The organism is Paenibacillus sp. WC2504, assembly GCF_052682475.1.
This window is the reverse complement of the sequence record NZ_JBQZFH010000001.1, coordinates 7,687,992-7,709,911: the sequence shown is the minus strand read 5'-3', so window position 1 is coordinate 7,709,911 and position 21,920 is coordinate 7,687,992. Positions and strand designations below refer to the sequence as shown.

Below are 21,920 nucleotides of genomic sequence, written 5' to 3'. Positions count from 1 at the left end.
ATTATATCAAATGTTTGGAGGACGTGTAGTATGGATACTAGAAAAACGTATTTATTTAGTTTTTTTCTCGCAATATTTGCATTCTTGCAAATCTGGTGTTCTTATATAACGTTTCATTCGCCATATATCGGAATCTTGTTAGCTTTGAATAAGGCAGATCAATGGGAAGTAACAGAGGCTCATTCGCAGAGTGCAAGTGCTAAATTGGGGATTAGAGTAGGAGATGTTGTAAAGCTTGTTGATGGAAAGCCCCCTGAGGATTCTAAGTATGTTGTCAAATGGGGCGCTATTGAACAGGCCAACACCTTGCTTTTATCCAGAGATGGCATTGATCATGATTTTAAAATAGTGAAAAATAGTACGACTGTTTATGACGTGATCCCCCTAGCAGAGGAATCTATCTGTATATTTTTAGCCTGTATCCTCTTATTGAAATTACGCCGTTCTCCGTCTGCCAGATTGCTTTCCGTTGTTTTTTTAGCAATGGGACTTATTTACATGAGTCTAGGTGCCTCGATTAGAGGTGATCTGATTGGAAAGATCGTAATATCCTCTTTTATGATGATACTACCGGTTGTCTTCTTACATTTTATAGTGACTTTTTTTAAGGAAAAAGGAGAATTACAACTCGCTACGGGGTATATCAAATATATTTATGCCATTCTAATAGTTATAGCGATGCTGCGAGGGTTTTACTTATTGCCATCCATGTCTCAGTTTTACCGTTTGGACGGGATTGTAACATTAGTTTTTTTCATCATAGGCTTTTTAATTAATATCTGTGTGATTGCGTACATGTATTTTAAAGTTCGTAATGAGAAAACGTACTTATCCAGCATAGTAAAAAGTGTCTGTTTTTCTTTGTTTATCTCTATATTTCCTATTATATGCTTGTCTTTTCTTCCTAAGCTTTTTCTTGGCATTTGGGTCATTGATGCGATTTATACGAGTTGGACGATCATCTTGTTCCCGATTTCATTTATATACTTAATAGCTTCTAATCAGCTTTATGATATTGGCATGGTGATTCGTCGTTTTATCTTTGCTGGTCTTGTGTCGGTCATTCCGGTCAGTTTGCTCACGGGTATCTATGCTTTCCTGTTTAGTCATGAGGTGAACGAGAAGCAAATCTTGTTTGTTTTCGCAGGTTCGATATTTCTGGGATCGCTTTTGCTCTATGCAGCAGAGTACTGGACAACGCGTCTTGAGCCTTTTCTTTTCCCGAAGAAGCACGTCCTGCAGTTAGCTTTAAAAAAGATTTCAAAAAATTTGGGGGCCATCTCCACATTGCGAGAGTTGAAGGATATTATTCTGATCGACATTGTGAATACCTTACAGGTTCTTGGAGGCGCCATCGTATTTCGGCATGAAAATGAAAGAATAGAAATTATTACGCAAGGTGAAATTGATGCGTTGGAAATCGAGCGTTTGGTCCTTGATTCAACCTTACCTAACCATCCTGATTTTACAAGTATAGAGATAACGGGGCACGGGGCATTTACGGGATATTTGGTGATGACACGCAAGAAGACCAATATGCTCATTTCAAAAGAGGAGAAACAGTGGCTCCAGTTTATTACGACGTATTTGGAAATTAGTCTGGAAAACGTACACTTGATACGCAAGTTAACGGGGAATTTGCAAAAGTTTGCCGCACAGCTTCCGCATGAGGCGGTCGCGCAGGACATCCAGTGGTTTCGTAAGGTGATGTTTGAGCTGCAAGAAGAGGAACGGATTCGCATCGCAAACGATTTGCATGATACGACCATGCAGGATTTATTTTTTCTTAAAAGAAGAATTTCCTCCATCGCGGATAAAAGCACCTTGGAAAAGTCCGATCAGGAACAACTTAACAACATGAACAATTTTGTGGATATGATTAATGCGAGTTTGCGCCAGAGCTGCTTTGAGTTGAACCCACATTTATTGAGGGAAGTAGGATTGATTCAAACGCTTCAAATGTATGTGGAGAAGGAAGCCTATACAACGCCGTTCGAGCTTTCTATTGACGTAGGCTCGGTAGCTTTTATAGAAAGCAAAGATTTGCCGACAAAACGCCATCTATTCCGAATTGTGCAAGAGCTGCTGAATAATGCAAAAAAGCATTCGCAAGCGGCAAGAGTCATCTTTACCGTAGAGGAAGCGGATCATTATTTTTATATCCATTATGAGGATGACGGTGTGGGGTTCAATGTTCAAAATGAAGGCGTACAAAAGGAGATCGGAGCTTCCGGCATGGGGATTGAACAAATCAGAAGCCGAATTATTCATATGGGCGGCCAAATGGTTCTGAATACGATAAAAGGGCAGGGCACGACATTTAGAATGTGGATTCCAATTGAGGAAGTTATATCTGCCTAGCTGAGGCAGCTTGTTAATACGAAAGAGATAAAAGCGAGGCGAATGGAGCATGAAGCAAAGTGTGAAAGAACATATGATTCGCTTGGTGGACGAGTATATTGAGGTGCAGGGCTTAAACGAGCTTTTGAAGTCTTTTATTGCGGATAAAGATAAAGAGAATGGGGCTTGGGCTAAGGTCACACTTTGTACGCACTATATGTTGGGTGGGGATTCACCGCATATTGACCGTTACGCGGCACTCGCGGAGTTGGCCAATTTAATTCTGGACATTGTGGATGATCTGCAGGATCAGGATCAAGAGGACAAACCATGGATGACATGCTCGCAAGCGGAGGCATTGAACGCGGTTCTGGCGTTGATCATGGGATTCTTCGGTGAATTGGGGCAGCTGCAGATCAAACCGGAATGGCTGGTCGAGGCAACGAAAATCATTGGACGTTCGATCAACGGCCAGCACAAAGACGTGGTGAATGCAACCGTGTCCGTGGATGATTATCTGGTGATGACGCAGGAGAAGTCCGGATCTCTTTTTCGTTTAGCTTGTTTTATGGGATACATGACGGTGGATTCCCCGCGGGAGACGATCGAGCAGCTTCATGAGCTGGCCGATTGCTTCGGGCTCATTCATCAGATTCAGAATGATATGCGCGATATCGTCCGCTATGATGTGAAAAACGATTTGTACGGTAAAAAGCGCACGCTTCCTATTCTGTATTTGCTCTCCGTCGAGGACGAGGCGTTTACTCCATTGAAGGACTACTATGAAGGGAAAATTTCGTCGGACGTTCTTTTGCAGGAGAAGGAAACGTTTATTCAAATGATCAAGGACTCCGGATGCCTGGAGTATGGACAGGTTGTGCAGTCGGTGTGTGTTCAAAAAGCGGAGGAAATCTATGAGAAGCTGCAAGCCGTTTCCCCTTGGAAGGAAAGGTTCCGGGAAGTGACGTATGGCAGTTTTGTTGTGGAAGAGTAAGCATAATTGATCAGGAAGGGCGATAAATGATGATTACAGTAGCCGCAGATGGAACCGCCGATTATATCCGTATTCAGGAAGCAATCGACAGCCTTGCCGAGGAGAGAGTGGAAGAAACGGTCATTTATGTGAGAAGCGGCGTATATGAAGAAAAGTTGCATATCACGAAGCCGTTCATCAGACTCATTGGGGAGTCGGCTGAGACAACGATTGTCACGAACGGTGATTATGCGAAAAAAATTTTTCCTAATGGCGAGCCGTATCACACCTTTCATTCCTATACGGCCTTAATTGGTGCAAATGATGTCACGATGGAGCGGCTCACTTTCGAGAATACGGCGGGAAAAGGGGAAGAGGTCGGGCAAGCCTTGGCCGCCTATGTGGACGGAGACAGGGTATCGTTCCGGGATTGCCGGTTCATCGGGCATCAAGATACGTTGTTTACGGGACCGCTGCCGCCAAAACCGCGAGACCGTTCGACTTTCGGGGGGCCGCGTGATGGCATACCGCCGCGCACCGTGCGTCAGTACTATGAGCGCTGCTATATTCGAGGCGATGTCGATTTTATTTTTGGTTCGGCGACCGCGGTATTTCTGGATTGCGAGATTGTATCTTCCGGTAAAGGCTGGGTGACAGCCGCGTCTACACCCGAAGACGTTCAATACGGATACGTGTTTATTGGCTGTAAACTGACAGGGGAAGCGCCTACTGAGTCAGTCGGGCTTGGAAGACCTTGGCGAAATTACGCCAAAGTGGCATTCGTGCGCTGCTGGCTGGGCCCGCATGTGAAGAAGGCCGGCTGGGACCGATGGAACGAGCGGGAAAGTGTGGAGGCGCTTGCTTTCGCCGAGTATGGGAATATGGGACCTGGCGCGGATGTCGGGGAGCGGGTGGAATGGTCTAAGCAGCTGACGGAGCAGGAGGCGAAAGCACTTGATATTGACCGCATTCTTGCGGGTCGGGATGGATGGAGTCCACGAGCGGCATGGGCTTCTGGCCGGCGTGATGGATGACACGTACTTCTTAGCTTCTCAGTAGCGGGACGATTGTTGAAGACATAGCAGATCTGGGCATTTTGCCAATCGAAGGGTTGATTTAGGAATAGATGTAAAAGCCGATAGCTTCAATCGCGTGTGCGGTTGGGGGTGTCGGCTTTTTTGGCATCAACTCGGATGCTGGTTTCTGCGGTATGGGCACTGAATGGAGTGCTTCGAATCGTACAGATGAAAAAAATACCGTTATTCTGCGCTGCTCGGTGGCAGGGGAAGGAATAGCCGTAGAAGCTCCATCTAAATCACGAGCAACTCGACGAAATCTGCTAGATCTGGCGGAATTAGTGGTAGAAACTACAGTTGCTTGGCCAAAACTGGAGCAATCGTGGAAAATAGCTGGAGGAATCGGCGCTAAATACGAAGTGAGTCCATGAGATCATTGACAATCGTTATCATTTAGAATAAAATAAATACTATATTATAATAATTTTAAATAAGGAATTGTTATCCGATAAGAGCGTACCTAAGCGCCTTAAAATAGAGCATAAATCGCAGAGGAGGTTTCCACAATGGCAAAACACGATCTGAATCAAGCGCTGCAGCGCATGCGAGCCAAAAACATTCAATTAACTCCGCAGCGTTACGCGCTGTTGGAATTTATGTACGACCAAGGCAGTTACACAACGGTCAAAGAGATTTGTGAAGCATTAGTCGTCAAATATCCGACGATCAATGCGATGACGGTGAACAGCTCTCTGCATGTGTTCAAACAGCTGGGTTTGGTGAAGGAGCTGGCCATAATCGGAAGCTCCATGCGGTATGAAGCCGCGTTAAGCTCATAAGCATAAGCGGCTGCAACAAAGAAAAAGCGCCTCAACGCTACGAAGAAGCTCTCTCACAGCTTCGCGCAGTCGATGGGGCGCTTTTTGCAATTTCACTTAAAAGCAGACAACGGGATCGGAAATTCCAGAATACCCAGCGCATAAGGGGCATACTCATAAAGCCCGAAGTAGACGACGACGGTGTCATCTTTTAGATAAAAGCCCTGATCGTTACGAATAGATTCGAACGGTTCAATAAGTTCATAATCGTTCGCTTTCAATTGCTTCTTAATCTCTTGATTGATAATAGTCTTGTAGGTTGTGTTATTCGAAGTCACTTGCTGAAGGCTCAGCTCATTCCCCGTATCCAGATCGAACGTATGGGCATCCCAGGAATAGAACCCGTGCGCACCGCCAGAGAATGTGTAAACGATAAAATATAGACTTAGTTTATGGTCCTGATTGTAAGTAATTTGATAATTTACATCGAACGTATTTGGAAAATCGGGCGCTGTCCCGCTGCTATCCTCAGTAAGATCGGCTAATTGTTGGATGGCCGCGGCTTTATATTTCGCAATCTCATTTTGAATGAATGTATTAATTTTCGTGCTTGCAGCGGAATTCGCCCAGCCTTCGATCTGCGGATACTGCAGGCTAATGCTCCGGTTATCGCTCTTCGTTTGCGTCTCGGATTTGTTCGTGAGCTTAAGCTCGTTTTCTTTGATTTTAGAAATACTCACGACACGGCTTTTATCGTTGTAACCGATCGTATAGCCCATTTGCTCCAGCAGCAGACGAAGCGGCAAGTAGGTAGTTCCATCGATAATGACGGGAGGTAGAGGCGCGAAGAAGGTGTGACCATTTAACGCGTATTGCGTGCTTTGGTTTTGCATACTCATTGTCTTATTAGGCCCGCTGACGGTGACGGTTTTGGTCGCTGCATCCCAGGAAGTCGTCAAGCCCAGCTCTTTGCTAAGAAAAGCGAGGCCGACATAGGTGTCGCCATCCTTCGATTTACCGCCAGGCACACTAAGCAGTTGATCCCCGATCTGAATATTAATCGTTGCGAGCTGTACGCTGAAATCCACGCTGTCGGATTGGGCATACACACTTGCCTGCTGCGGGAGAAGAGCAGAGCTTGCAGCGACTAGCAGGGCTGTAGCCAATGCGATTTTTGCAGAGAACATCTTCTTTTTCATTTGAACTCTCTCCTTTTTGAAGTCATCTATCTTATTAGACGATATTTGCGCGGAAAAGTTTGTGCCATTCTTCGGATTTGTCGAAAAAAAGATGAGGGTCTTTTCCTATTCTATACCCGAATACCGAACAAGTCTAACCTTGATGTGAGGGTGAAAATAGAAAGAATGTCTCAAAAGTTTGTTTTTAGAGAAAAAAACAGCAAAAAACGAACTATTCAAAAGATTTACCTAAAAATCGTTCGTTTTTTGAAATTGACATGACACGTCAGTTGGTAGTAAACTAGGGAAGCGGGAAATGAAGCCGCACTAATTGAAAATGTCGAATCAACTCGTATAAAATCAGGGATAAGGCCTGAAAGTTTCTACCCAAAAACCATGAATTTTTGGACTACGAGGAAGCGAATGAGGGAAACCATAGGAAGATGATGGTCTTTTTGCATTCGGTTCTTTTGCTGTCCAGCGGATAGAATCGTGTATTCTAGCTCTGGGCATTTTTTGGTTTAGAGGGTTTGACCATATTTACCATACAATAGAGAGTGGGTTAGTGATGACGGTACGTGTTGGTGTCATAATGGGAAGCCAGTCGGATTGGGAAACGATGAAGCACGCATGCGACATGTTGGAAGAGCTGGGAGTGCCTTATGAGAAAAAGGTGGTTTCCGCGCACAGAACGCCAGATCTGATGTTCGAATATGCAGCCGCAGCGGCAGGCCGCGGCATTCAAGTCATTATCGCCGGAGCAGGCGGAGCGGCTCATCTACCAGGAATGGTAGCAGCCAAAACGGAGCTTCCGGTTATTGGTGTTCCAGTCAAAACATCGACGCTGAATGGTCTCGATTCCTTGCTTTCGATCGTGCAAATGCCAGGCGGCATTCCGGTTGCTACGGTGGCGATCGGGCATGCAGGCGCAACGAATGCAGGCCTTCTGGCTGCGCAAATTCTGGGCGCTTTCGATCCTGAGCTGCAAGCGAGAGTCAGAGCACGCCGTGAACGCGTCGCGCAGACAGTGATGGAAAGCAGTGACCTGTTATGACAGACACAGCAGGTGGTAAGGTCATCAAGCCCGGCGGCACGATCGGCGTCTTGGGCGGCGGGCAACTAGGCCGCATGCTGGCCTTGGCCGGTCGCAACATGGGGTATCGCTTCGTAACGCTCGATCCCACAGAGGATGCGCCATGCGGACAAGTCGCAGATGAACAGATTCTTGCGAGCTTCGATGATGTCGAAGCGGCGCGGAAGCTTGCGGCATTATCCGATGTGATCACTTACGAATTCGAGAACGTGGACGCTCACGTGACTAGCATTCTTATGAATGAGTCCTATGTTCCCCAAGGAAGCGAGCTTTTATATACGACTCAGCATCGTCTTCGCGAGAAGAGAGCTATTGAGGCGGCAGGCGTTCCGGTTGCCCCTTATACGGAAATCAAGAGCGCCGCAGAGCTGAAAGACTCGGTCATCAAGTTCGGTACACCGTGTGTGCTCAAAACAGCGACCGGCGGTTACGACGGCAAAGGCCAATGGGTCATTCGCTCTTTAGATGAAGTAGAGGAAGCCTACGAAACGCTGAGCCGTGCCAAAACCGAGCTCGTTCTCGAACAATTCATTCATTTTGACAAAGAATTATCCGTTATTGCAGCAAGAAGCCCTCGCGGTGAGGTGAAGGCATTCCCTGCAGCGGAAAATATACATGTACATAACATCCTGCATCAATCCATCGTGCCTGCCCGCATCCCAGCGGATGTGCAGCAAGAAGCCGAGAAGCTGGCGACGCGAATCGCCGAAGGACTTGGCGTGATCGGATTGATCGCCGTAGAGCTGTTCCTGACGAAGGATGGCCAGCTATACGTCAACGAGCTTGCGCCGCGCCCGCACAATTCCGGTCATTACACGATGGAAGCGTGCCGCACGTCACAGTTCGAGCAGCATGTTCGAGCGATTTGCAATTTGCCGTTAGGCTCGACGGAGCTTTTATCACCAGTGGTTATGGTGAATTTGCTTGGCGAGCATATCGAACCGCTTAACGGTCTGATCGACCAGCCCGGTTTCTTGGAAGATGCAGACTTAGGCGTTAGCGCCAAGGTTCATCTGTACGGGAAAAAGGAAGCAAAAGAGAAACGCAAGATGGGACACATTAATCTGCTGACAAACGACGTAGAGCAAGCACTGACTTGGATAGAACGCACGGCGATTTGGGAAAGTAAGTAAATGATAATTATTGGAGGAACGGCAAAATGATCGAACGTTATACACGCCCGGAAATGGCGAGCATATGGACTGAGCAAAACAAGTTTCAAGCATGGCTCGAAGTTGAAATTTTATCCTGTGAGGCATGGGCTGAGCTAGGCGTAATCCCGAAAGAAGATGTGAAAGTGCTGCGCGAGAACGCAAGCTTCAACATTGACCGCATCTACGAAATCGAGCAAGAAACGCGTCATGACGTTATTGCTTTCACAAGAGCGGTATCCGAGACACTGGGGCCTGAGCGCAAATGGGTTCACTACGGATTAACTTCAACAGACGTTGTAGATACGGCACTTGGTTACTTGCTAAGACAAGCCAATGAGATTTTGGACAAAGACATTCAGAACTTCATAGAAATCCTTCGCAATAAAGCGATTGAACATAGAGATACAGCCATGATGGGCAGAACGCATGGTGTGCATGCAGAGCCGACGACGTTCGGACTCAAAATGGCGCTTTGGTACGAGGAAATGAAACGTAACCTGGAGCGTTTCCGTTTTGCCGCTGATGGCGTACAATTCGGTAAAATTTCCGGCGCAGTAGGCACCTACGCGAACATCGATCCGTTCGTAGAGCAGTACGTGTGCGAGAAGCTTGGCACGAAAGCAGCTCCGATTTCTACACAAACGCTTCAGCGTGACCGTCATGCTGAGTACATGGCTACTTTGGCTCTAGTTGCTACGTCCCTGGACAAATTCGCGACAGAAATTCGCGCTCTACAAAAGAGTGAATTCCGCGAGGTGGAAGAGCCGTTTGCAAAAGGTCAAAAAGGTTCCTCCGCGATGCCGCACAAACGCAATCCAATTGGTTGCGAGAGCATTTCTGGTCTGTCCCGTGTCATTCGCGGGCACATGATTTCCGCTTACGAGAACGTGACGCTTTGGCATGAGCGCGACATTTCGCACTCCTCCGTTGAGCGTGTCATCCTTCCGGATGCAACACAATTGCTGAACTACATGCTAAACCGTCTTGGCAACATCATCAAAAATTTGACGGTGTTCCCTGAGAACATGAAACGCAATATGCGCAGCACGTACGATGTGCCTTTCTCTGGCCGCGTTATGACGAAGCTGATCGACAAAGGTTTCTCCCGCGAGCAAGCGTACGATACTGTACAGCCTAGAGCGATGCAAGCTTGGGAAGAGCAACGTTCGTTCCGTGACATCGTAGAGAATGAGCGTGCAATTACCGAAGTATTAAGCCCGGCTGAAATTGCGGATTGCTTTGATCCAAGCTGGCATTTGAAACATGTTGCTACAATCTTTGACCGTTTAGGTTTGAAATAGAAGGCACTTTGGGAGAGAAGGGATGGGTTGTCTGTGGCAGGTAAAATCCTTGATTCAGCGGTTGAACTCGTAAAAGCGCCTCTGGTACACAAAGGAAAAGTACGCGAGCTGTATGATTTGGGTGAAAATTTCCTGATCGTCGTGACGGATCGGATTTCAGCTTTTGATTACATTTTGAAGCCGGGTGTTCCTGACAAAGGATACGTGCTTAACGCGCTCAGCAAGTACTGGTTCGATATAACGAGCGGTTATATGAAAAATCATATCGTTCACACGGATGTCGAATTGCTTCAAGATATTATTCCGGATGCGGCAGCGAGAGAGCTACTGAAAGAGCGTATTATTGTGGCGAAAAAAGCGGAGCGCATCTCCATCGAGTGCGTCGTTCGCGGATATATCACAGGCAACGGCTGGAGACAGTACGAGAAAACCGGCGAGATCAACGGCCGTAAGCTGCCTGAAGGATTGCGCAAAAACCAACGTCTGCAGGACCCTATTTTCACCCCAGCGGCGAAAAATGATGTCGGCCACGATGAAGACATATCCATCGAACAGATGATTGAGCTGGTTGGCGAAGAGCTGACATACGCGCTGCAAGAGCGCAGCATTATGCTTTATACGCTAGCTCATTCCATTTGTGAGCGAAAAGGCATTATTTTAGCAGATACGAAGTTTGAATTCGGCTTTTATGCAGGTGAACTGATTATTATTGATGAAATTTTCACGCCGGATTCCTCTCGTTATTGGTCGGAAGATAAATATGCCTTGGATATCGAGATTGATTCGATGGACAAAGAGCCAGTTCGCACGTATTTGGCAAGTTCCGGTTGGGATAAAAACAGTGAGCCGGATGAGCTTCCAGCGTCTGTCGTGGAAGAGACTTCGAACCGATACAAAGAGATTTTGCACCGTTTAGTCGATTCAGAAAATTAGAGCAAGCACATACGAGGAGGAGAATAGAAAATGAAAGCAACGGTCTATGTAACGATAAAGCAGAACGTATTGGATGTGCAAGGAACAGCGGTGCAAGGAGCGCTTCATTCCATGGGTTTTGAGGAAGTTGGTAAAGTGCGCATCGGGAAATATTTGGAGTTGGAACTTGGAACTACGGATAAAGCAGAAGCGGAAGCACGCGTGAAAGCAATGTGCGAGAAGCTGCTCGCGAACACAGTTATCGAAGACTACCGCTACGAGTTGGCCTAATAGAGATCAGGAGAGGGAGGAAACGTCATGAATTTTGCGGTTCTTGTATTTCCGGGATCGAACTGTGACATCGACTGCTACAAAGCAGTCGAGGACACGATCGGACAACCGGTTGATTATGTGTGGCATACGGCGGACGATTTGTCCAAATACGATTGCATCCTCGTGCCGGGCGGGTTCTCTTACGGGGACTACCTGCGCTGCGGAGCGATTGCGCAATTTACGAATGTGATGAAAGCTGTGGCTAAAGCTGCGGAAGAAGGCAAATACATTCTAGGTATTTGTAACGGATTCCAAGTCTTGACGGAAGCTAAATTGCTGCCAGGCGCTTTGCTTCGCAATAACGGCATGAAATTCCGCTGCCACCAAGCGGTTTTGAAAGTGGAAAACAACACAACGGCCTTCACGCGTGATTACGCCGAAGGTGAGCTTATCAATATTCCAATCGCACACGGCGAAGGCAACTACTATTGTGACGATGCTACATTGAAAGAACTGCAAGAAAACAATCAAATCGTTTTCCGTTATGAAGCAGGGGCTAACCCGAACGGATCCCTTGACGATATTGCCGGAATTAGCAACAAGGCAGGCAATGTTGTAGGTATGATGCCCCATCCGGAACGCGCCATTCATGAGATTTTGGGCTCCGCAGACGGCAAGAAAATGTTCACATCTATTCTAAGTGCTTGGAGGGAAAAACATGACGCAGCAGCTATCCGCTAAGGAACCAACAGCCGAACAAATCGCGGAACAGAAAATTTACAAGCAAATGGGCGTAACGGACGAAGAGTTTGCCAAAATTTGCGGCTTCCTTGGACGTAATCCTAACTATGTGGAGATCGGCGTATTTAGCGTGATGTGGTCCGAGCATTGTTCTTACAAAAATTCCAAACCGGTGCTTCGCAAATTCCCGGTTACAGGACCTCGCGTTCTGATGGGACCAGGCGAAGGCGCAGGGATCGTAGATATCGGGGACAACCAAGCGGTTGTTTTCAAAATTGAAAGTCATAACCACCCTTCCGCCATCGAGCCTTACCAAGGCGCGGCGACAGGCGTGGGCGGTATTATTCGTGATATTTTCTCCATGGGCGCACGCCCAGTGGCTTTATTGAACTCTTTGCGTTTCGGCAAGCTGCAAAATGACCGCGTGAAATACCTGTTCGAGCACGTTGTATCCGGTATCGCCGGTTACGGTAACTGTATCGGGATTCCGACAGTCGGCGGCGAAGTGATGTTCGACGAGAGCTACGAAGGTAATCCACTCGTTAATGCGATGTGCGTGGGTCTTATCGACCACGACAAAATCCAACGCGGTGTTGCCAAAGGTGTAGGCAACCCTGTGTTCTACGTCGGTCCGGCAACAGGCCGCGACGGTATCCACGGTGCGACATTCGCCTCCGAGGAGTTGACGGCTGAGTCCGAAGCGAAACGCCCGGCGGTACAAGTGGGCGATCCGTTCATGGAGAAGCTCGTACTGGAAGCGTGCTTAGAGTTAATCAATTCCGGCATTGTGCTCGGAATTCAAGATATGGGCGCTGCAGGTCTTACCTGCTCCAGCGCGGAGATGGCAAGTAAAGCAGGCAACGGCATGGAGCTTTACCTGGATGAAGTTCCGCAGCGCGAAGAAGGCATGACAGCATACGAAATGATGCTGTCCGAATCGCAAGAGCGCATGCTGTTCGTTGTTGAGCCGAAGCATGAGGCGCAAGCGAAAGGTATTTTCGAGCGCTGGGGTCTGCACTGCGCGAAAGTCGGTAAGGTAACCGACGACGGTTACCTGAAGCTGATCCACCACGGTGAAGTCGTGGGGAACATGCCGGTAGGCGCACTCGTCGACGAGTGCCCGGTTTACAATAAGCCGAGCAAGGTTCCGGCTTATTATGAAGCAAGCGCAGCGATCGACACGACACGTTACCCAGAGGTAACGAAGCTGACGGATGCGCTGAAATCGGTGCTCGCGTCCCCGACGGTAGCGAGCAAAGAGTGGGTTTACAACCAGTATGACCACATGGTTCGTACGGATACAGCTGTTCGTCCGGGTTCGGATGCAGCGGTTGTGACCATTCGCGGCACGCGCAAAGGTCTTGCGATGACAACCGACTGCAACGGACGTTATGTGTACTTGGATCCGGAAGTTGGCGGACGGATCGCGGTTTCCGAAGCTGCTCGTAACGTTGTCTGCTCCGGTGCTGAGCCTCTGGCCGTTACGGACAACTTGAACTTCGGCAGCCCTGACAAGCCTGAGATCTTCTGGCAGTTGGAGAAATCCACAGACGGTATGGCGGAAGCTTGCCGCTACTTGGATACGCCGGTTATCGGCGGTAACGTTTCTCTTTACAATGAGAACGCCAAAGGTGCAATTTACCCGACTCCGGTTATCGGAATGGTAGGTCTGGTGCATGACATCGACCACATCACGACGCAAAGCTTCAAAAAAGAAGGCGACATCATCATCCTGCTCGGCGAGACCAAAGCGGAACTCGGCGGCAGCGAATTCCAATATGTAATTCACGGTGTAACCGAAGGACGTCCACCTGAGCTTGATCTAGCGGTGGAGAAACGTCTGCAAAACACAGTGCTTAAAGCGATCCAAGAAGGTCTTGTCGCTTCTGCGCATGACTTGTCCGAAGGCGGCTTGGCCGTTGCTTTGGCGGAAAGCTGCATCAGCGGCCGTGTAGGCGCTGACGTTAACGTAGCTTCCGAACTTCGTCCTGATTTCGCATTGTTCAGCGAATCCCAATCCCGTATTTTGCTAAGTGCATCCCCGGACAAAGCGGATGCCCTGAAGCACTGGGTTGCTTCGCAAGGCGTGCCTTATCAAGAAATTGGAACAGTAACAGGTACAGAACTAACTGTGAAAATCAACAACGAACAGCGTCTCCAGTCTTCGGTTAACGAGCTGGCGAAAGTCTGGAAGGATGCGATTCCATGTCTAATGGCATAAAACAATCCAAGGCCCTAAAGCTACCTGCGGCTCCCCTGGTTAATCTAGGGGATCAGCAGCACGAGCTTTGGACAGGGGAGTACTTCAACGAAGGTGTAGGCGGCCATGGCGGATTGTTTGATAAGCTGAATGAAGAGTGCGGCGTTTTCGGCGTGTATGGTCATTCCGAAGCATCCTCTCTCTGCTATTATGGTCTTCATGCATTGCAGCACCGTGGACAGGAAAGCGCTGGTATTTGTACGGTAGAAGACGGCAAGTTTAACTACTATCGCGGAATGGGGCTTGCCAAAGAGGTATTTACGAACGAGAATTTGTCCCCTCTGACAGGCAGCACGGCGATTGCCCATGTAAGGTATTCCACAGCAGGCGAAAGCAAGCTGGCGAATGCACAGCCGTTAGTTTTCAAATATCGTGAAGGCGATCTTGCGATTGCAACGAACGGCAACCTGGATAATGCGAACATTATCAAACGCGAGCTTGAGCGTAAGGGTTCGATTTTCCAAACAACAAGCGATACCGAAGTTCTGGCGCATCTGATTGCCCGTTCGGAGCATGACGATATCGTGGATGCGGTCAAAGACGCTTTGACGCAAGTCATCGGCGGATTTGCCTTCCTGATTATCACCAAGGATAAATTGATTGCTGCGCTCGATCCGAACGGCTTGCGTCCCTTCATGATCGGCCGACTCGGTGATTCCTACTTATTCGCTTCCGAGTCCTGCGCTTTCGATGCGGTGGGAGCTACGTATTTCCGTGATGTTCAGCCTGGCGAACTCATCGTGCTGGATCGCGACGGTTTCCGTTCCGAGCAGTTCACAGAGAGCGGCCGGCGCGCCATTTGTGCGATGGAATATATCTATTTTGCTCGTCCGGATAGCGACATCGATACGGTGAACATTCACTCCGCACGTAAGCGGATGGGGAAAAGGCTGGCGATGGAAGCTTTCGTCGACGCAGACGTTGTGACAGGAGTACCGGATTCAAGTATCTCGGCGGCAATTGGTTTTGCTGAACAAACGGGTATCCCTTATGAGCTGGGGCTGATCAAGAACCGCTACACAGGCCGGACGTTCATCATTCCTAGCCAAGAGCTTCGTGAACAAGGTGTCAAAATGAAGCTGAGCGCCGTTCGCAAAGTAGTTGAAGGCAAACGTGTTGTGATGATCGATGATTCCATCGTTCGTGGAACAACGTCCCTTCGAATTGTTAATTTGCTCAGAGAAGCTGGAGCTACAGAAGTGCATGTGCGGATTTCTTCGCCACCTTTCATGAATCCATGCTACTACGGCATTGATACACCGGATCGGAAAGAGCTGATTGCTGCGATGAACTCTATCGAGGAAATTCGTAAGGCGATCAACGCGGATTCCCTGCATTTTCTAACCAAAGAAGGGCTGCTTGATTCCATTGGTCAAGGATCGGCCGGTTCCCAGAGCGGGTACTGTACAGCTTGCTTCGATAATACGTACCCAACGGAGATTGTGGATGTAACGAAGGTTGGTTGTGCTTGCGATTAAAGGATAGGGGAGGCCTCGGCCTCCCAATATATATAGACAAATATAAGGAGTGGTTGCGAAGTGTCGGATGCTTACAAAAAGGCCGGAGTCGATATCGCGGCAGGTAACGAAGCAGTAGAACGGATGAAAAAACACGTCAAACGGACTTTCCGTCCTGAAGTGTTAACTGACCTCGGCGGCTTCGGCGGGCTGTTCAGCTTGAACAAAGACAAGTATGAGGAGCCTGTGCTTGTATCTGGAACGGACGGCGTGGGCACGAAGCTGAAGATTGCTTTTGCAATGGATAAGCATGATACGATTGGGATCGACGCGGTTGCTATGTGCGTGAACGATATTATTGTTCAAGGCGCTGAGCCGCTTTTCTTCCTTGACTACCTCGCTTGTGACAAAGTAATTCCAGAGAAAATTGAAGCTATTATCAAAGGGATCGCAGACGGTTGTGCGCAATCCGGTTGCTCACTCATCGGTGGCGAAACGGCGGAAATGCCTGGCATGTATGCACAAGGGGAGTATGACATTGCCGGCTTTACGGTTGGAATCGTCGACAAGAAAAAGATCATCGACGGTACGACAATCCGTCCTGGAGACGTAGTGTTAGGTCTGGCTTCAAGCGGTGTGCACAGTAACGGGTTCTCTCTTGTGCGCAGGCTTTTGCTGGAAGAGAAAGGGTACACGCTTCAAGGGCATGTGGACGAACTGGGTGACAAGCTTGGCAACGTGCTGCTAGAGCCTACTAAGCTGTATGTGAAGCCGATTCTGGCGATGCTGGAAGACGTAGCGATCAAAGGCATGGCGCATATTACAGGCGGCGGTTTTATCGAAAATATTCCGCGTGTTCTGCCTGACGGCGTGAACGTGGATATCCAATACGGCTCATGGCCGATTCTGCCGATCTTCTCTTTGATGCAGCGTGAGGGCGGCATTTCGAACAATGATATGTTCCGCACGTTCAACATGGGAATCGGAATGGTTATTATTGTGAACGCGGATGACGCGGAGAAAGCGATTGCCGCAGCGGAAGCGCAAGGCGAGAAAGTTTACCGTTTGGGCGTTGTTACAGAAGGCGAGCGTGTCGTAACATTCCAAGGAGCTGAGGTGTAATGCAGCCTTATCGAGTAGCGATTTTTGCTTCGGGCAGTGGTACGAATTTCCAAGCCATTGTGGATCAGGTACAGAAGGGGAAGCTTGATGTCAGCATCGAGCTTCTTGTCTGTGATCGTCCGGAAGCGTACGTGGTGGAGCGCGCAACGGAAGCGAAAGTGCCCGTGTTTGCGTTCCGTCCCAAGGAATATGCCAATCGTGAGGCTTATGAAGCTCTTATTCTTAAGGAACTGCAGGAGCGGCAGATTGATCTTATCGTGATGGCCGGTTATATGCGCATCATTACGAATGTGCTGGTGGAGCCGTTTTTTGGCCGGATGATCAACGTACATCCTTCACTGCTGCCCTCCTTTCCGGGCGTGCGCGCGATTGAGCAAGCCGTCGAGTACGGCGTGAAGCAAACGGGCGTCACTGTGCACTTCGTGGACGGCGGGCTGGACTCCGGCCCGATCATCGCACAGCGTGCGGTGGAGATCCACGAGCACGAGACGGCGGAATCGCTCGCAGAGCGGATTCATGCGGCTGAGCATGTGCTGCTGCCACAGGTGATCCGTCAACTGCGCGAGGGACGCGTGAGCATGGATGGCCGCAAGGTGGGTATTAAGCTGTAGGTAGGGCAACTCTTGTTATACGGCTGAGCGAAGGACATGTAAAAAGTGCAGCAAAATATGAGCGGGTTGCCTGTTCTCTGGGGATTTGATGTATTTTGTAATGTTATAATCCCGGGTTTTAGGCAGATATGATTATTTTTCGCTAAATGTACTGCACTTTTTCAGGTATTTTCTTATTTTGCGTCTATAGTGGCTCGATTTGCTGTACTTTTTACATCATCTGTGTGATTGGATTCGGGAAGTTGAGTAGCTAGTGATTGGATCAGGGCGATTTGCCTGAGAATAGCGTAAGCGTTTGGCGTTAAGGGTGCTTTACAGCGCTAAACGATGCTAGGCGTGAGAATTGGCTACTTTAAGAGTGTTTTACAGCGTTAAAGTGGTGGTTGAGCGTGGAACGGGCTTAAGCGTTGCGAGTTAAAGTTGATTAACAGCATTAAATATTAAATTACTTTTCTGGGAGGAAGAACCGTGGCAATCAAAAGAGCACTGATCAGCGTGTCCGATAAGACGGGGATCGTTGAGTTCGCGAGCGAGCTTGCGAAGCTGGGCGTTGAGATTATTTCTACTGGCGGTACGCAAAGTTTGTTGAAGGATAAAGGAGTTCCGGTTATCGGAATTTCCGAGGTTACAGGCTTCCCTGAGATCATGGATGGCCGCGTCAAAACGCTGCATCCGGCTGTTCACAGCGGTCTGTTGGCAGTTCGTGACAACGAAGAGCACCAAGCGAGCATGAAGAAGCTAGGGCTGGATTATATTGATCTGGTTGTCGTGAATTTGTATCCTTTTGCTGAGACGATTGCGAAGCCGAATGTCTCTTACGAAGACGCTATCGAGAATATCGATATCGGCGGTCCGACTATGCTTCGTTCGGCGGCAAAGAACCATGCGTTCGTATCCGTAGTTGTCGATGCAGCGGACTATGCCAAGGTGCTTGAAGAAGTCCAAGAGACTGGCGATACAACGCTTGAAACGCGCAAACGTCTTGCGGCCAAAGTATTCCGTCACACAGGCTCATATGATGCTTTGATTGCTGACTACTTGTCCAAACAAATGGGCGAGCCTTACCCAGAGCGTTACACAGTCACATACGAGAAAATGCAAGAGCTTCGCTATGGAGAAAACCCGCATCAAAGCGCGGCGTTCTACCGCAAGCCGAATGCAGCGGCCGGCAACATTACGACGGCTGAACAGCTTCACGGCAAAGAGCTTTCTTACAATAACATCAATGACGCTAATACGGCGCTTCAAATCGTTAAGGAATTCAGCGAACCTGCCGTTGTTGCAGTTAAGCACATGAATCCTTGCGGTGTAGGTATCGGTTCAAACGTGCTGGAAGCTTATCAAAAAGCGTACGCCGCTGACCCTACGTCCATCTTCGGTGGTATTGTAGCTGCGAACCGTACAGTTGATGAAGCAACAGCGCAATTGCTGCATGAGATTTTCTTGGAAATCGTCATTGCACCAGATTTTACACCGGAAGCACTTGATATCCTTTCTAAAAAGAAAAATATCCGTCTGCTCAAAGTAGTCGGCTTAGATACAGTTGCTGGCCGCAAGGCAGAGCCAGTTGTTACAACCGTTGAAGGCGGCATGCTCGTGCAAGATAGCGATGCTTACCAACTGACGGAAGCTGATCTGAAAGTTGTTTCCGAGCGTCAGCCGACAGAAGAAGAAATGAAGCAGCTGCTTTTTGCATGGAAAGTAGTTAAGCACGTTAAATCTAACGCGATCGTACTTGTCGCTGACGACATGACGGTTGGCGTGGGTGCGGGTCAAATGAACCGTGTCGGTGCGGCTAAAATTGCGATTGAGCAAGCTGGGGACAAGTCGAAAGGCGCTGTTCTTTCCTCCGATGCTTTCTTCCCAATGGGCGATACGCTTGAAATGGCTGCGAAAGCAGGCATCACAGCGGTTATCCAACCGGGTGGATCGATCAAAGATGAAGAGTCCATTCGCGTAGCGAACGAGAACGGAATCGCGATGGTTATGACGGGCGTTCGTCACTTTAAACACTAAAAACAACTGAGAATGCTCACGATTCGAGTGCGGACCGTGGGCATTCCCCATGAAAGGGACTGGTGACAAAGATGCGTGTATTAGTAATTGGACGAGGCGGGCGCGAGCATGCCATTGTATGGGCTCTGAGCAAAAGCCCGAAAATCAGCAAGCTTTTCTGCGCACCGGGGAACGGCGGCATTGCCGGATTGGCGGAATGTGTGCCGATCACAGAACTGCAATTCGAAGAGATCAGCACGTTTGCGAAAGAGCAAGCGATTGATCTGGTTATGGTAGCGCCTGACGATCCACTCGCTGCAGGTCTTGTGGACCACTTGGAGTCCAAAGGGATTGAAGCGTTCGGTCCTCGCGCAAATGCTGCGATTATCGAAGGAAGCAAAGTATTTATGAAGGAGCTTCTGAAAAAATACAACATTCCTACGGCGGCTTATGAAACTTTTGACGCGTACGAACCGGCACTTGCTTACTTGCGTTCGCAAAAAGCGCCAATCGTAATTAAAGCTGACGGGCTAGCTGCTGGTAAAGGTGTGACTGTCGCGCAAACGATGGAAGAAGCGGAAGCGGCGCTTCGCGATATTATGGTGGATCAAGTATTCGGTAAATCCGGTGCGAGCGTCGTGATTGAGGAGTTCTTGACGGGGCAAGAGATGTCGCTGCTTGCTTTCGTGGATGGTTCTACGGTTCGTTTGATGGTGCCCTCGCAGGATCATAAGCCAGTCTTCGATAACGACAAAGGGCCGAATACGGGCGGAATGGGCACTTACTCACCGCTGCCGCATATCCCGGAGTCCATCGTGCAGGAAGCGCTTGTAAACATCGTTCAGCCGACGGCTGATGCGATGGTGAAAGAGGGCCGACCGTTCAAAGGCGTGCTGTATGCGGGTCTGATTTTGACCCCGAACGGTGTGAAAACAATCGAGTTCAACGCGCGTTTCGGCGATCCGGAGACGCAGGTTATTTTACCTCGCCTCAAAACAGATCTGCTGGATATTTTCCTTGCCATCAACAACGGAACGTTGGCTGAGCAGCCAATCGAGTGGAGCGAGGACGCAGCGGTTTGTGTGATCGTGGCTTCCGGCGGTTACCCAGGGCCATATCCGAAAGGATTGCCGATCACAGGACTGGAGAACGTGCAGGATTCCTTGGTGTTCCACGCAGGAACGGCGCTGGAGAACGGGCAGATCGTGACGAACGGTGGACGCGTTCTGGGCATCACAGGTATCGGCAAAGACATCGTCGAAGCTCGTCAGAAAGCTTACGCGGATGCGGACCGGATACATTTTGACGGGAAGCATTACCGGACGGATATTGCGATGAAGGCTATGAAATAGAACAATGAAAAACACAGTGTCTTTCTTGCGGGAAAGGGCTGTGTTTTTGCTTTTTTACTACTTATCTTTCCCACCGCGGATGTACTTGTCTTTGTTTTTGAATTCGTACCAGATGGCGAGGAGCACGCCGATGATGAGCGCGAGCGAAATCCAGTGATTTACGATAAAGTTCCAGAGGGTGTTCATGCGATTGCCTCCTTGGGTTGCCTTTCGACTAGTTTTGGCTGCCGCTCTGCGTTTCATGCATGGTTACATAACAGATAGGAGAGAAGGGTTTGATGATTGTGGGAAAAAGGGCAATGCCGCTGGTTGCTATGGGTGTGTTGGTCTTGGTGGTTGGTTTGCTCGTTGCTTGTGGCGGCGAGCGGGCTGGTGTTGCGGATAGCTTGCCGGCAGTGGAGACGCCGGTTGTAAGCGTTCCGCCGACAGCTGCGGCGGTAGCGGTGCAGGAGAAGGAGCTTGTGCCGATGCCGACGGCGCATGCGGCGGAAACAGGGGCAGCGCCTGTGGAATCGCCGGCTGTGGCGCGTAAGCTGGTGATGCTGGACCCGGGGCATCAGCGTCATGGCAACAACGCGCCCGAGGCCGTAGGCCCGGATACGCGAGAAGTGAAACCTAAGGTCAGCTCCGGCACCGTCGGCGTTCGTACGAAGAAACCGGAATATGTGCTGAACCTGGAGGTTTCGCAGTTGGTGAAGGCCGAGCTCGTGAAGCGCGGCATCGAAGTGGCAATGACTCGTGATTCGCACGAGGTCGATATCTCTAATAAACAGCGCGCGGAGATGGCGAATGAGGCCGGCGCAGCGCTGGCCGTGCGCATCCATGCGGATGGGGATAGTTCGCCGAAAACTAGCGGATTTTCGGTCTTGTATCCGTCAGCTACTTCGGCGGCGTTGAAGCCCATTGCAGCAGAAAGCCGGCAGGCTGCCAGTTTCATTGCCAAGCAGCTAAAGGCGGCGACAGGGACAGGCGGTAGAGGGCTGTCGGAGCGCAGCGACCTGTCCGGATTTAACTGGTCCAAGGTGCCGGTTGTGCTGGTTGAGCTTGGTTTCATGACCAACCCTGAAGAAGATGAGCGGCTGTCGGAAGCTGAGTACCAGCAAAAGCTCGCCGCCGGGATTGCTGACGGGATTGAGCGGTTTTTGAATGCTGGATCGCCTGCCAGGTAGGGCTGGCCCATCAGCCTTCATGGTTACGGGCGACTAGCCATCCGGCTGATCAGCTAGGCTGCCCCCTGGGCTTCCAGCTTGCGGCACCCAGGCTACATCTATTGAGCCCAGCAAATTCCGGCACTCATCGCACCAGCAATCACGCGCCACTAGCT

At 49.4% G+C, this 21,920-nt stretch carries 20 protein-coding genes and 1 riboswitch; of the genes, 18 read left to right on the top strand and 2 right to left on the bottom strand.

Annotated elements, in window-relative coordinates; genetic code table 11:
• Nucleotides 1-30: 30 nt before the first annotated feature.
• The 5 genes from ACUN27_RS35205 (at nucleotide 31) to ACUN27_RS35185 (ending at nucleotide 5,168) form a co-directional block, all read left to right on the top strand.
• Nucleotides 31-2,361, top strand: coding sequence for a sensor histidine kinase (locus tag ACUN27_RS35205; RefSeq protein WP_315955650.1), 2,331 nt, complete (start codon nucleotides 31-33; stop codon nucleotides 2,359-2,361).
• Between the two features lie 49 nt (nucleotides 2,362-2,410).
• Nucleotides 2,411-3,334: a polyprenyl synthetase family protein gene (locus ACUN27_RS35200; protein WP_315955651.1), complete on the top strand. Its 924-nt coding sequence runs from the start codon at nucleotides 2,411-2,413 to the stop codon at nucleotides 3,332-3,334.
• A gap of 26 nt (nucleotides 3,335-3,360) precedes the next feature.
• Nucleotides 3,361-4,347, top strand: coding sequence for a pectinesterase family protein (locus ACUN27_RS35195; protein WP_315955652.1), 987 nt, complete (start codon nucleotides 3,361-3,363; stop codon nucleotides 4,345-4,347).
• A gap of 176 nt (nucleotides 4,348-4,523) precedes the next feature.
• On the top strand, nucleotides 4,524-4,760 hold the full coding sequence (locus ACUN27_RS35190) for a hypothetical protein (protein WP_326062966.1): 237 nt from the start codon (nucleotides 4,524-4,526) through the stop codon (nucleotides 4,758-4,760).
• A gap of 135 nt (nucleotides 4,761-4,895) precedes the next feature.
• Nucleotides 4,896-5,168, top strand: coding sequence for a Fur family transcriptional regulator (locus ACUN27_RS35185; protein WP_315955654.1), 273 nt, complete (start codon nucleotides 4,896-4,898; stop codon nucleotides 5,166-5,168).
• A gap of 92 nt (nucleotides 5,169-5,260) precedes the next feature.
• On the opposite strand, the gene ACUN27_RS35180 is transcribed toward ACUN27_RS35185, so the two are convergent.
• Entirely contained in the window at nucleotides 5,261-6,346 is a 1,086-nt protein-coding gene (locus tag ACUN27_RS35180) for a stalk domain-containing protein (protein ID WP_315955655.1), read from the bottom strand.
• Between the two features lie 309 nt (nucleotides 6,347-6,655).
• Nucleotides 6,656-6,757, top strand: a riboswitch (purine riboswitch).
• Nucleotides 6,758-6,893: 136 nt separating this feature from the next.
• Between ACUN27_RS35180 and purE the strand changes: the two genes are divergently transcribed.
• The 12 genes from purE (at nucleotide 6,894) to purD (ending at nucleotide 20,596) form a co-directional block, all read left to right on the top strand.
• On the top strand, nucleotides 6,894-7,379 hold the full coding sequence (gene purE / locus ACUN27_RS35175; protein ID WP_315955656.1) for a 5-(carboxyamino)imidazole ribonucleotide mutase: 486 nt from the start codon (nucleotides 6,894-6,896) through the stop codon (nucleotides 7,377-7,379).
• Nucleotides 7,376-8,551: a 5-(carboxyamino)imidazole ribonucleotide synthase gene (gene purK, locus ACUN27_RS35170; protein WP_315955657.1), complete on the top strand. Its 1,176-nt coding sequence runs from the start codon at nucleotides 7,376-7,378 to the stop codon at nucleotides 8,549-8,551. The genes purE and purK overlap by 4 nt, the downstream gene beginning before the upstream one ends.
• A 26-nt stretch (nucleotides 8,552-8,577) precedes the next feature.
• Nucleotides 8,578-9,873, top strand: a complete 1,296-nt coding sequence (gene purB, locus ACUN27_RS35165) for an adenylosuccinate lyase (protein ID WP_315955658.1) — start codon at nucleotides 8,578-8,580, stop codon at nucleotides 9,871-9,873.
• A gap of 33 nt (nucleotides 9,874-9,906) precedes the next feature.
• On the top strand, nucleotides 9,907-10,806 hold the full coding sequence (locus ACUN27_RS35160; protein WP_315955659.1) for a phosphoribosylaminoimidazolesuccinocarboxamide synthase: 900 nt from the start codon (nucleotides 9,907-9,909) through the stop codon (nucleotides 10,804-10,806).
• A gap of 30 nt (nucleotides 10,807-10,836) precedes the next feature.
• Nucleotides 10,837-11,076: a phosphoribosylformylglycinamidine synthase subunit PurS gene (gene purS, locus ACUN27_RS35155; protein ID WP_079414612.1), complete on the top strand. Its 240-nt coding sequence runs from the start codon at nucleotides 10,837-10,839 to the stop codon at nucleotides 11,074-11,076.
• 27 nt (nucleotides 11,077-11,103) lie between these two features.
• Entirely contained in the window at nucleotides 11,104-11,799 is a 696-nt protein-coding gene (gene purQ / locus ACUN27_RS35150) for a phosphoribosylformylglycinamidine synthase subunit PurQ (protein WP_127455582.1), read from the top strand.
• Nucleotides 11,777-14,020, top strand: a complete 2,244-nt coding sequence (gene purL, locus ACUN27_RS35145; RefSeq protein WP_315955660.1) for a phosphoribosylformylglycinamidine synthase subunit PurL — start codon at nucleotides 11,777-11,779, stop codon at nucleotides 14,018-14,020. Before purQ ends, purL begins: the two co-directional genes overlap by 23 nt.
• Nucleotides 14,005-15,537, top strand: coding sequence for an amidophosphoribosyltransferase (gene purF / locus ACUN27_RS35140; protein WP_157317295.1), 1,533 nt, complete (start codon nucleotides 14,005-14,007; stop codon nucleotides 15,535-15,537). The genes purL and purF overlap by 16 nt, the downstream gene beginning before the upstream one ends.
• 60 nt (nucleotides 15,538-15,597) lie before the next feature.
• Nucleotides 15,598-16,638: a phosphoribosylformylglycinamidine cyclo-ligase gene (purM, locus tag ACUN27_RS35135; protein ID WP_315955661.1), complete on the top strand. Its 1,041-nt coding sequence runs from the start codon at nucleotides 15,598-15,600 to the stop codon at nucleotides 16,636-16,638.
• Nucleotides 16,638-17,249 carry a phosphoribosylglycinamide formyltransferase gene (purN, locus tag ACUN27_RS35130; protein ID WP_315955662.1) on the top strand — a complete coding sequence of 204 codons (612 nt, stop codon included), beginning with the start codon at nucleotides 16,638-16,640 and terminating at the stop codon, nucleotides 17,247-17,249. Before purM ends, purN begins: the two co-directional genes overlap by 1 nt.
• Before the next feature lie 468 nt (nucleotides 17,250-17,717).
• Complete coding sequence (purH, locus tag ACUN27_RS35125) at nucleotides 17,718-19,265, top strand: bifunctional phosphoribosylaminoimidazolecarboxamide formyltransferase/IMP cyclohydrolase (RefSeq protein ID WP_315955663.1); 1,548 nt, start codon at nucleotides 17,718-17,720, stop codon at nucleotides 19,263-19,265.
• 71 nt (nucleotides 19,266-19,336) lie between these two features.
• On the top strand, nucleotides 19,337-20,596 hold the full coding sequence (gene purD / locus ACUN27_RS35120; protein ID WP_315955664.1) for a phosphoribosylamine--glycine ligase: 1,260 nt from the start codon (nucleotides 19,337-19,339) through the stop codon (nucleotides 20,594-20,596).
• Nucleotides 20,597-20,653: 57 nt separating this feature from the next.
• On the opposite strand, the gene ACUN27_RS35115 is transcribed toward purD, so the two are convergent.
• Nucleotides 20,654-20,782, bottom strand: a complete 129-nt coding sequence (locus ACUN27_RS35115) for a hypothetical protein (protein WP_315955665.1) — start codon at nucleotides 20,780-20,782, stop codon at nucleotides 20,654-20,656.
• Nucleotides 20,783-20,895: 113 nt separating this feature from the next.
• On the opposite strand from ACUN27_RS35115, the gene ACUN27_RS35110 reads away from it, so the two are divergent.
• A complete protein-coding gene (locus ACUN27_RS35110) occupies nucleotides 20,896-21,765 on the top strand; it encodes an N-acetylmuramoyl-L-alanine amidase family protein (protein WP_326062961.1) in 870 nt (289 codons plus the stop codon).
• Nucleotides 21,766-21,920 lie beyond the last annotated feature (155 nt).

Excerpts from the sequence above, each read along its gene's own strand:
- purK (WP_315955657.1), top strand. The coding sequence starts at position 7,376 with ATGACAGACACAGCAGGTGGTAAGGTCATCAAGCCCGGCGGCACGATC.
- ACUN27_RS35200 (WP_315955651.1), top strand. The coding sequence starts at position 2,411 with ATGAAGCAAAGTGTGAAAGAACATATGATTCGCTTGGTGGACGAGTAT.
- ACUN27_RS35110 (WP_326062961.1), top strand. The coding sequence starts at position 20,896 with ATGCCGCTGGTTGCTATGGGTGTGTTGGTCTTGGTGGTTGGTTTGCTC.
- purL (WP_315955660.1), top strand. The coding sequence starts at position 11,777 with ATGACGCAGCAGCTATCCGCTAAGGAACCAACAGCCGAACAAATCGCG.
- purB (WP_315955658.1), top strand. The coding sequence starts at position 8,578 with ATGATCGAACGTTATACACGCCCGGAAATGGCGAGCATATGGACTGAG.
- purQ (WP_127455582.1), top strand. The coding sequence starts at position 11,104 with ATGAATTTTGCGGTTCTTGTATTTCCGGGATCGAACTGTGACATCGAC.
- ACUN27_RS35115 (WP_315955665.1), bottom strand. The coding sequence starts at position 20,782 with ATGAACACCCTCTGGAACTTTATCGTAAATCACTGGATTTCGCTCGCG.
- purE (WP_315955656.1), top strand. The coding sequence starts at position 6,894 with ATGACGGTACGTGTTGGTGTCATAATGGGAAGCCAGTCGGATTGGGAA.
- ACUN27_RS35205 (WP_315955650.1), top strand. The coding sequence starts at position 31 with ATGGATACTAGAAAAACGTATTTATTTAGTTTTTTTCTCGCAATATTT.
- purF (WP_157317295.1), top strand. The coding sequence starts at position 14,005 with ATGTCTAATGGCATAAAACAATCCAAGGCCCTAAAGCTACCTGCGGCT.
- ACUN27_RS35190 (WP_326062966.1), top strand. The coding sequence starts at position 4,524 with ATGGGCACTGAATGGAGTGCTTCGAATCGTACAGATGAAAAAAATACC.
- purS (WP_079414612.1), top strand. The coding sequence starts at position 10,837 with ATGAAAGCAACGGTCTATGTAACGATAAAGCAGAACGTATTGGATGTG.
- ACUN27_RS35180 (WP_315955655.1), bottom strand. The coding sequence starts at position 6,346 with ATGAAAAAGAAGATGTTCTCTGCAAAAATCGCATTGGCTACAGCCCTG.
- ACUN27_RS35195 (WP_315955652.1), top strand. The coding sequence starts at position 3,361 with ATGATGATTACAGTAGCCGCAGATGGAACCGCCGATTATATCCGTATT.
- ACUN27_RS35185 (WP_315955654.1), top strand. The coding sequence starts at position 4,896 with ATGGCAAAACACGATCTGAATCAAGCGCTGCAGCGCATGCGAGCCAAA.
- purD (WP_315955664.1), top strand. The coding sequence starts at position 19,337 with ATGCGTGTATTAGTAATTGGACGAGGCGGGCGCGAGCATGCCATTGTA.
- purN (WP_315955662.1), top strand. The coding sequence starts at position 16,638 with ATGCAGCCTTATCGAGTAGCGATTTTTGCTTCGGGCAGTGGTACGAAT.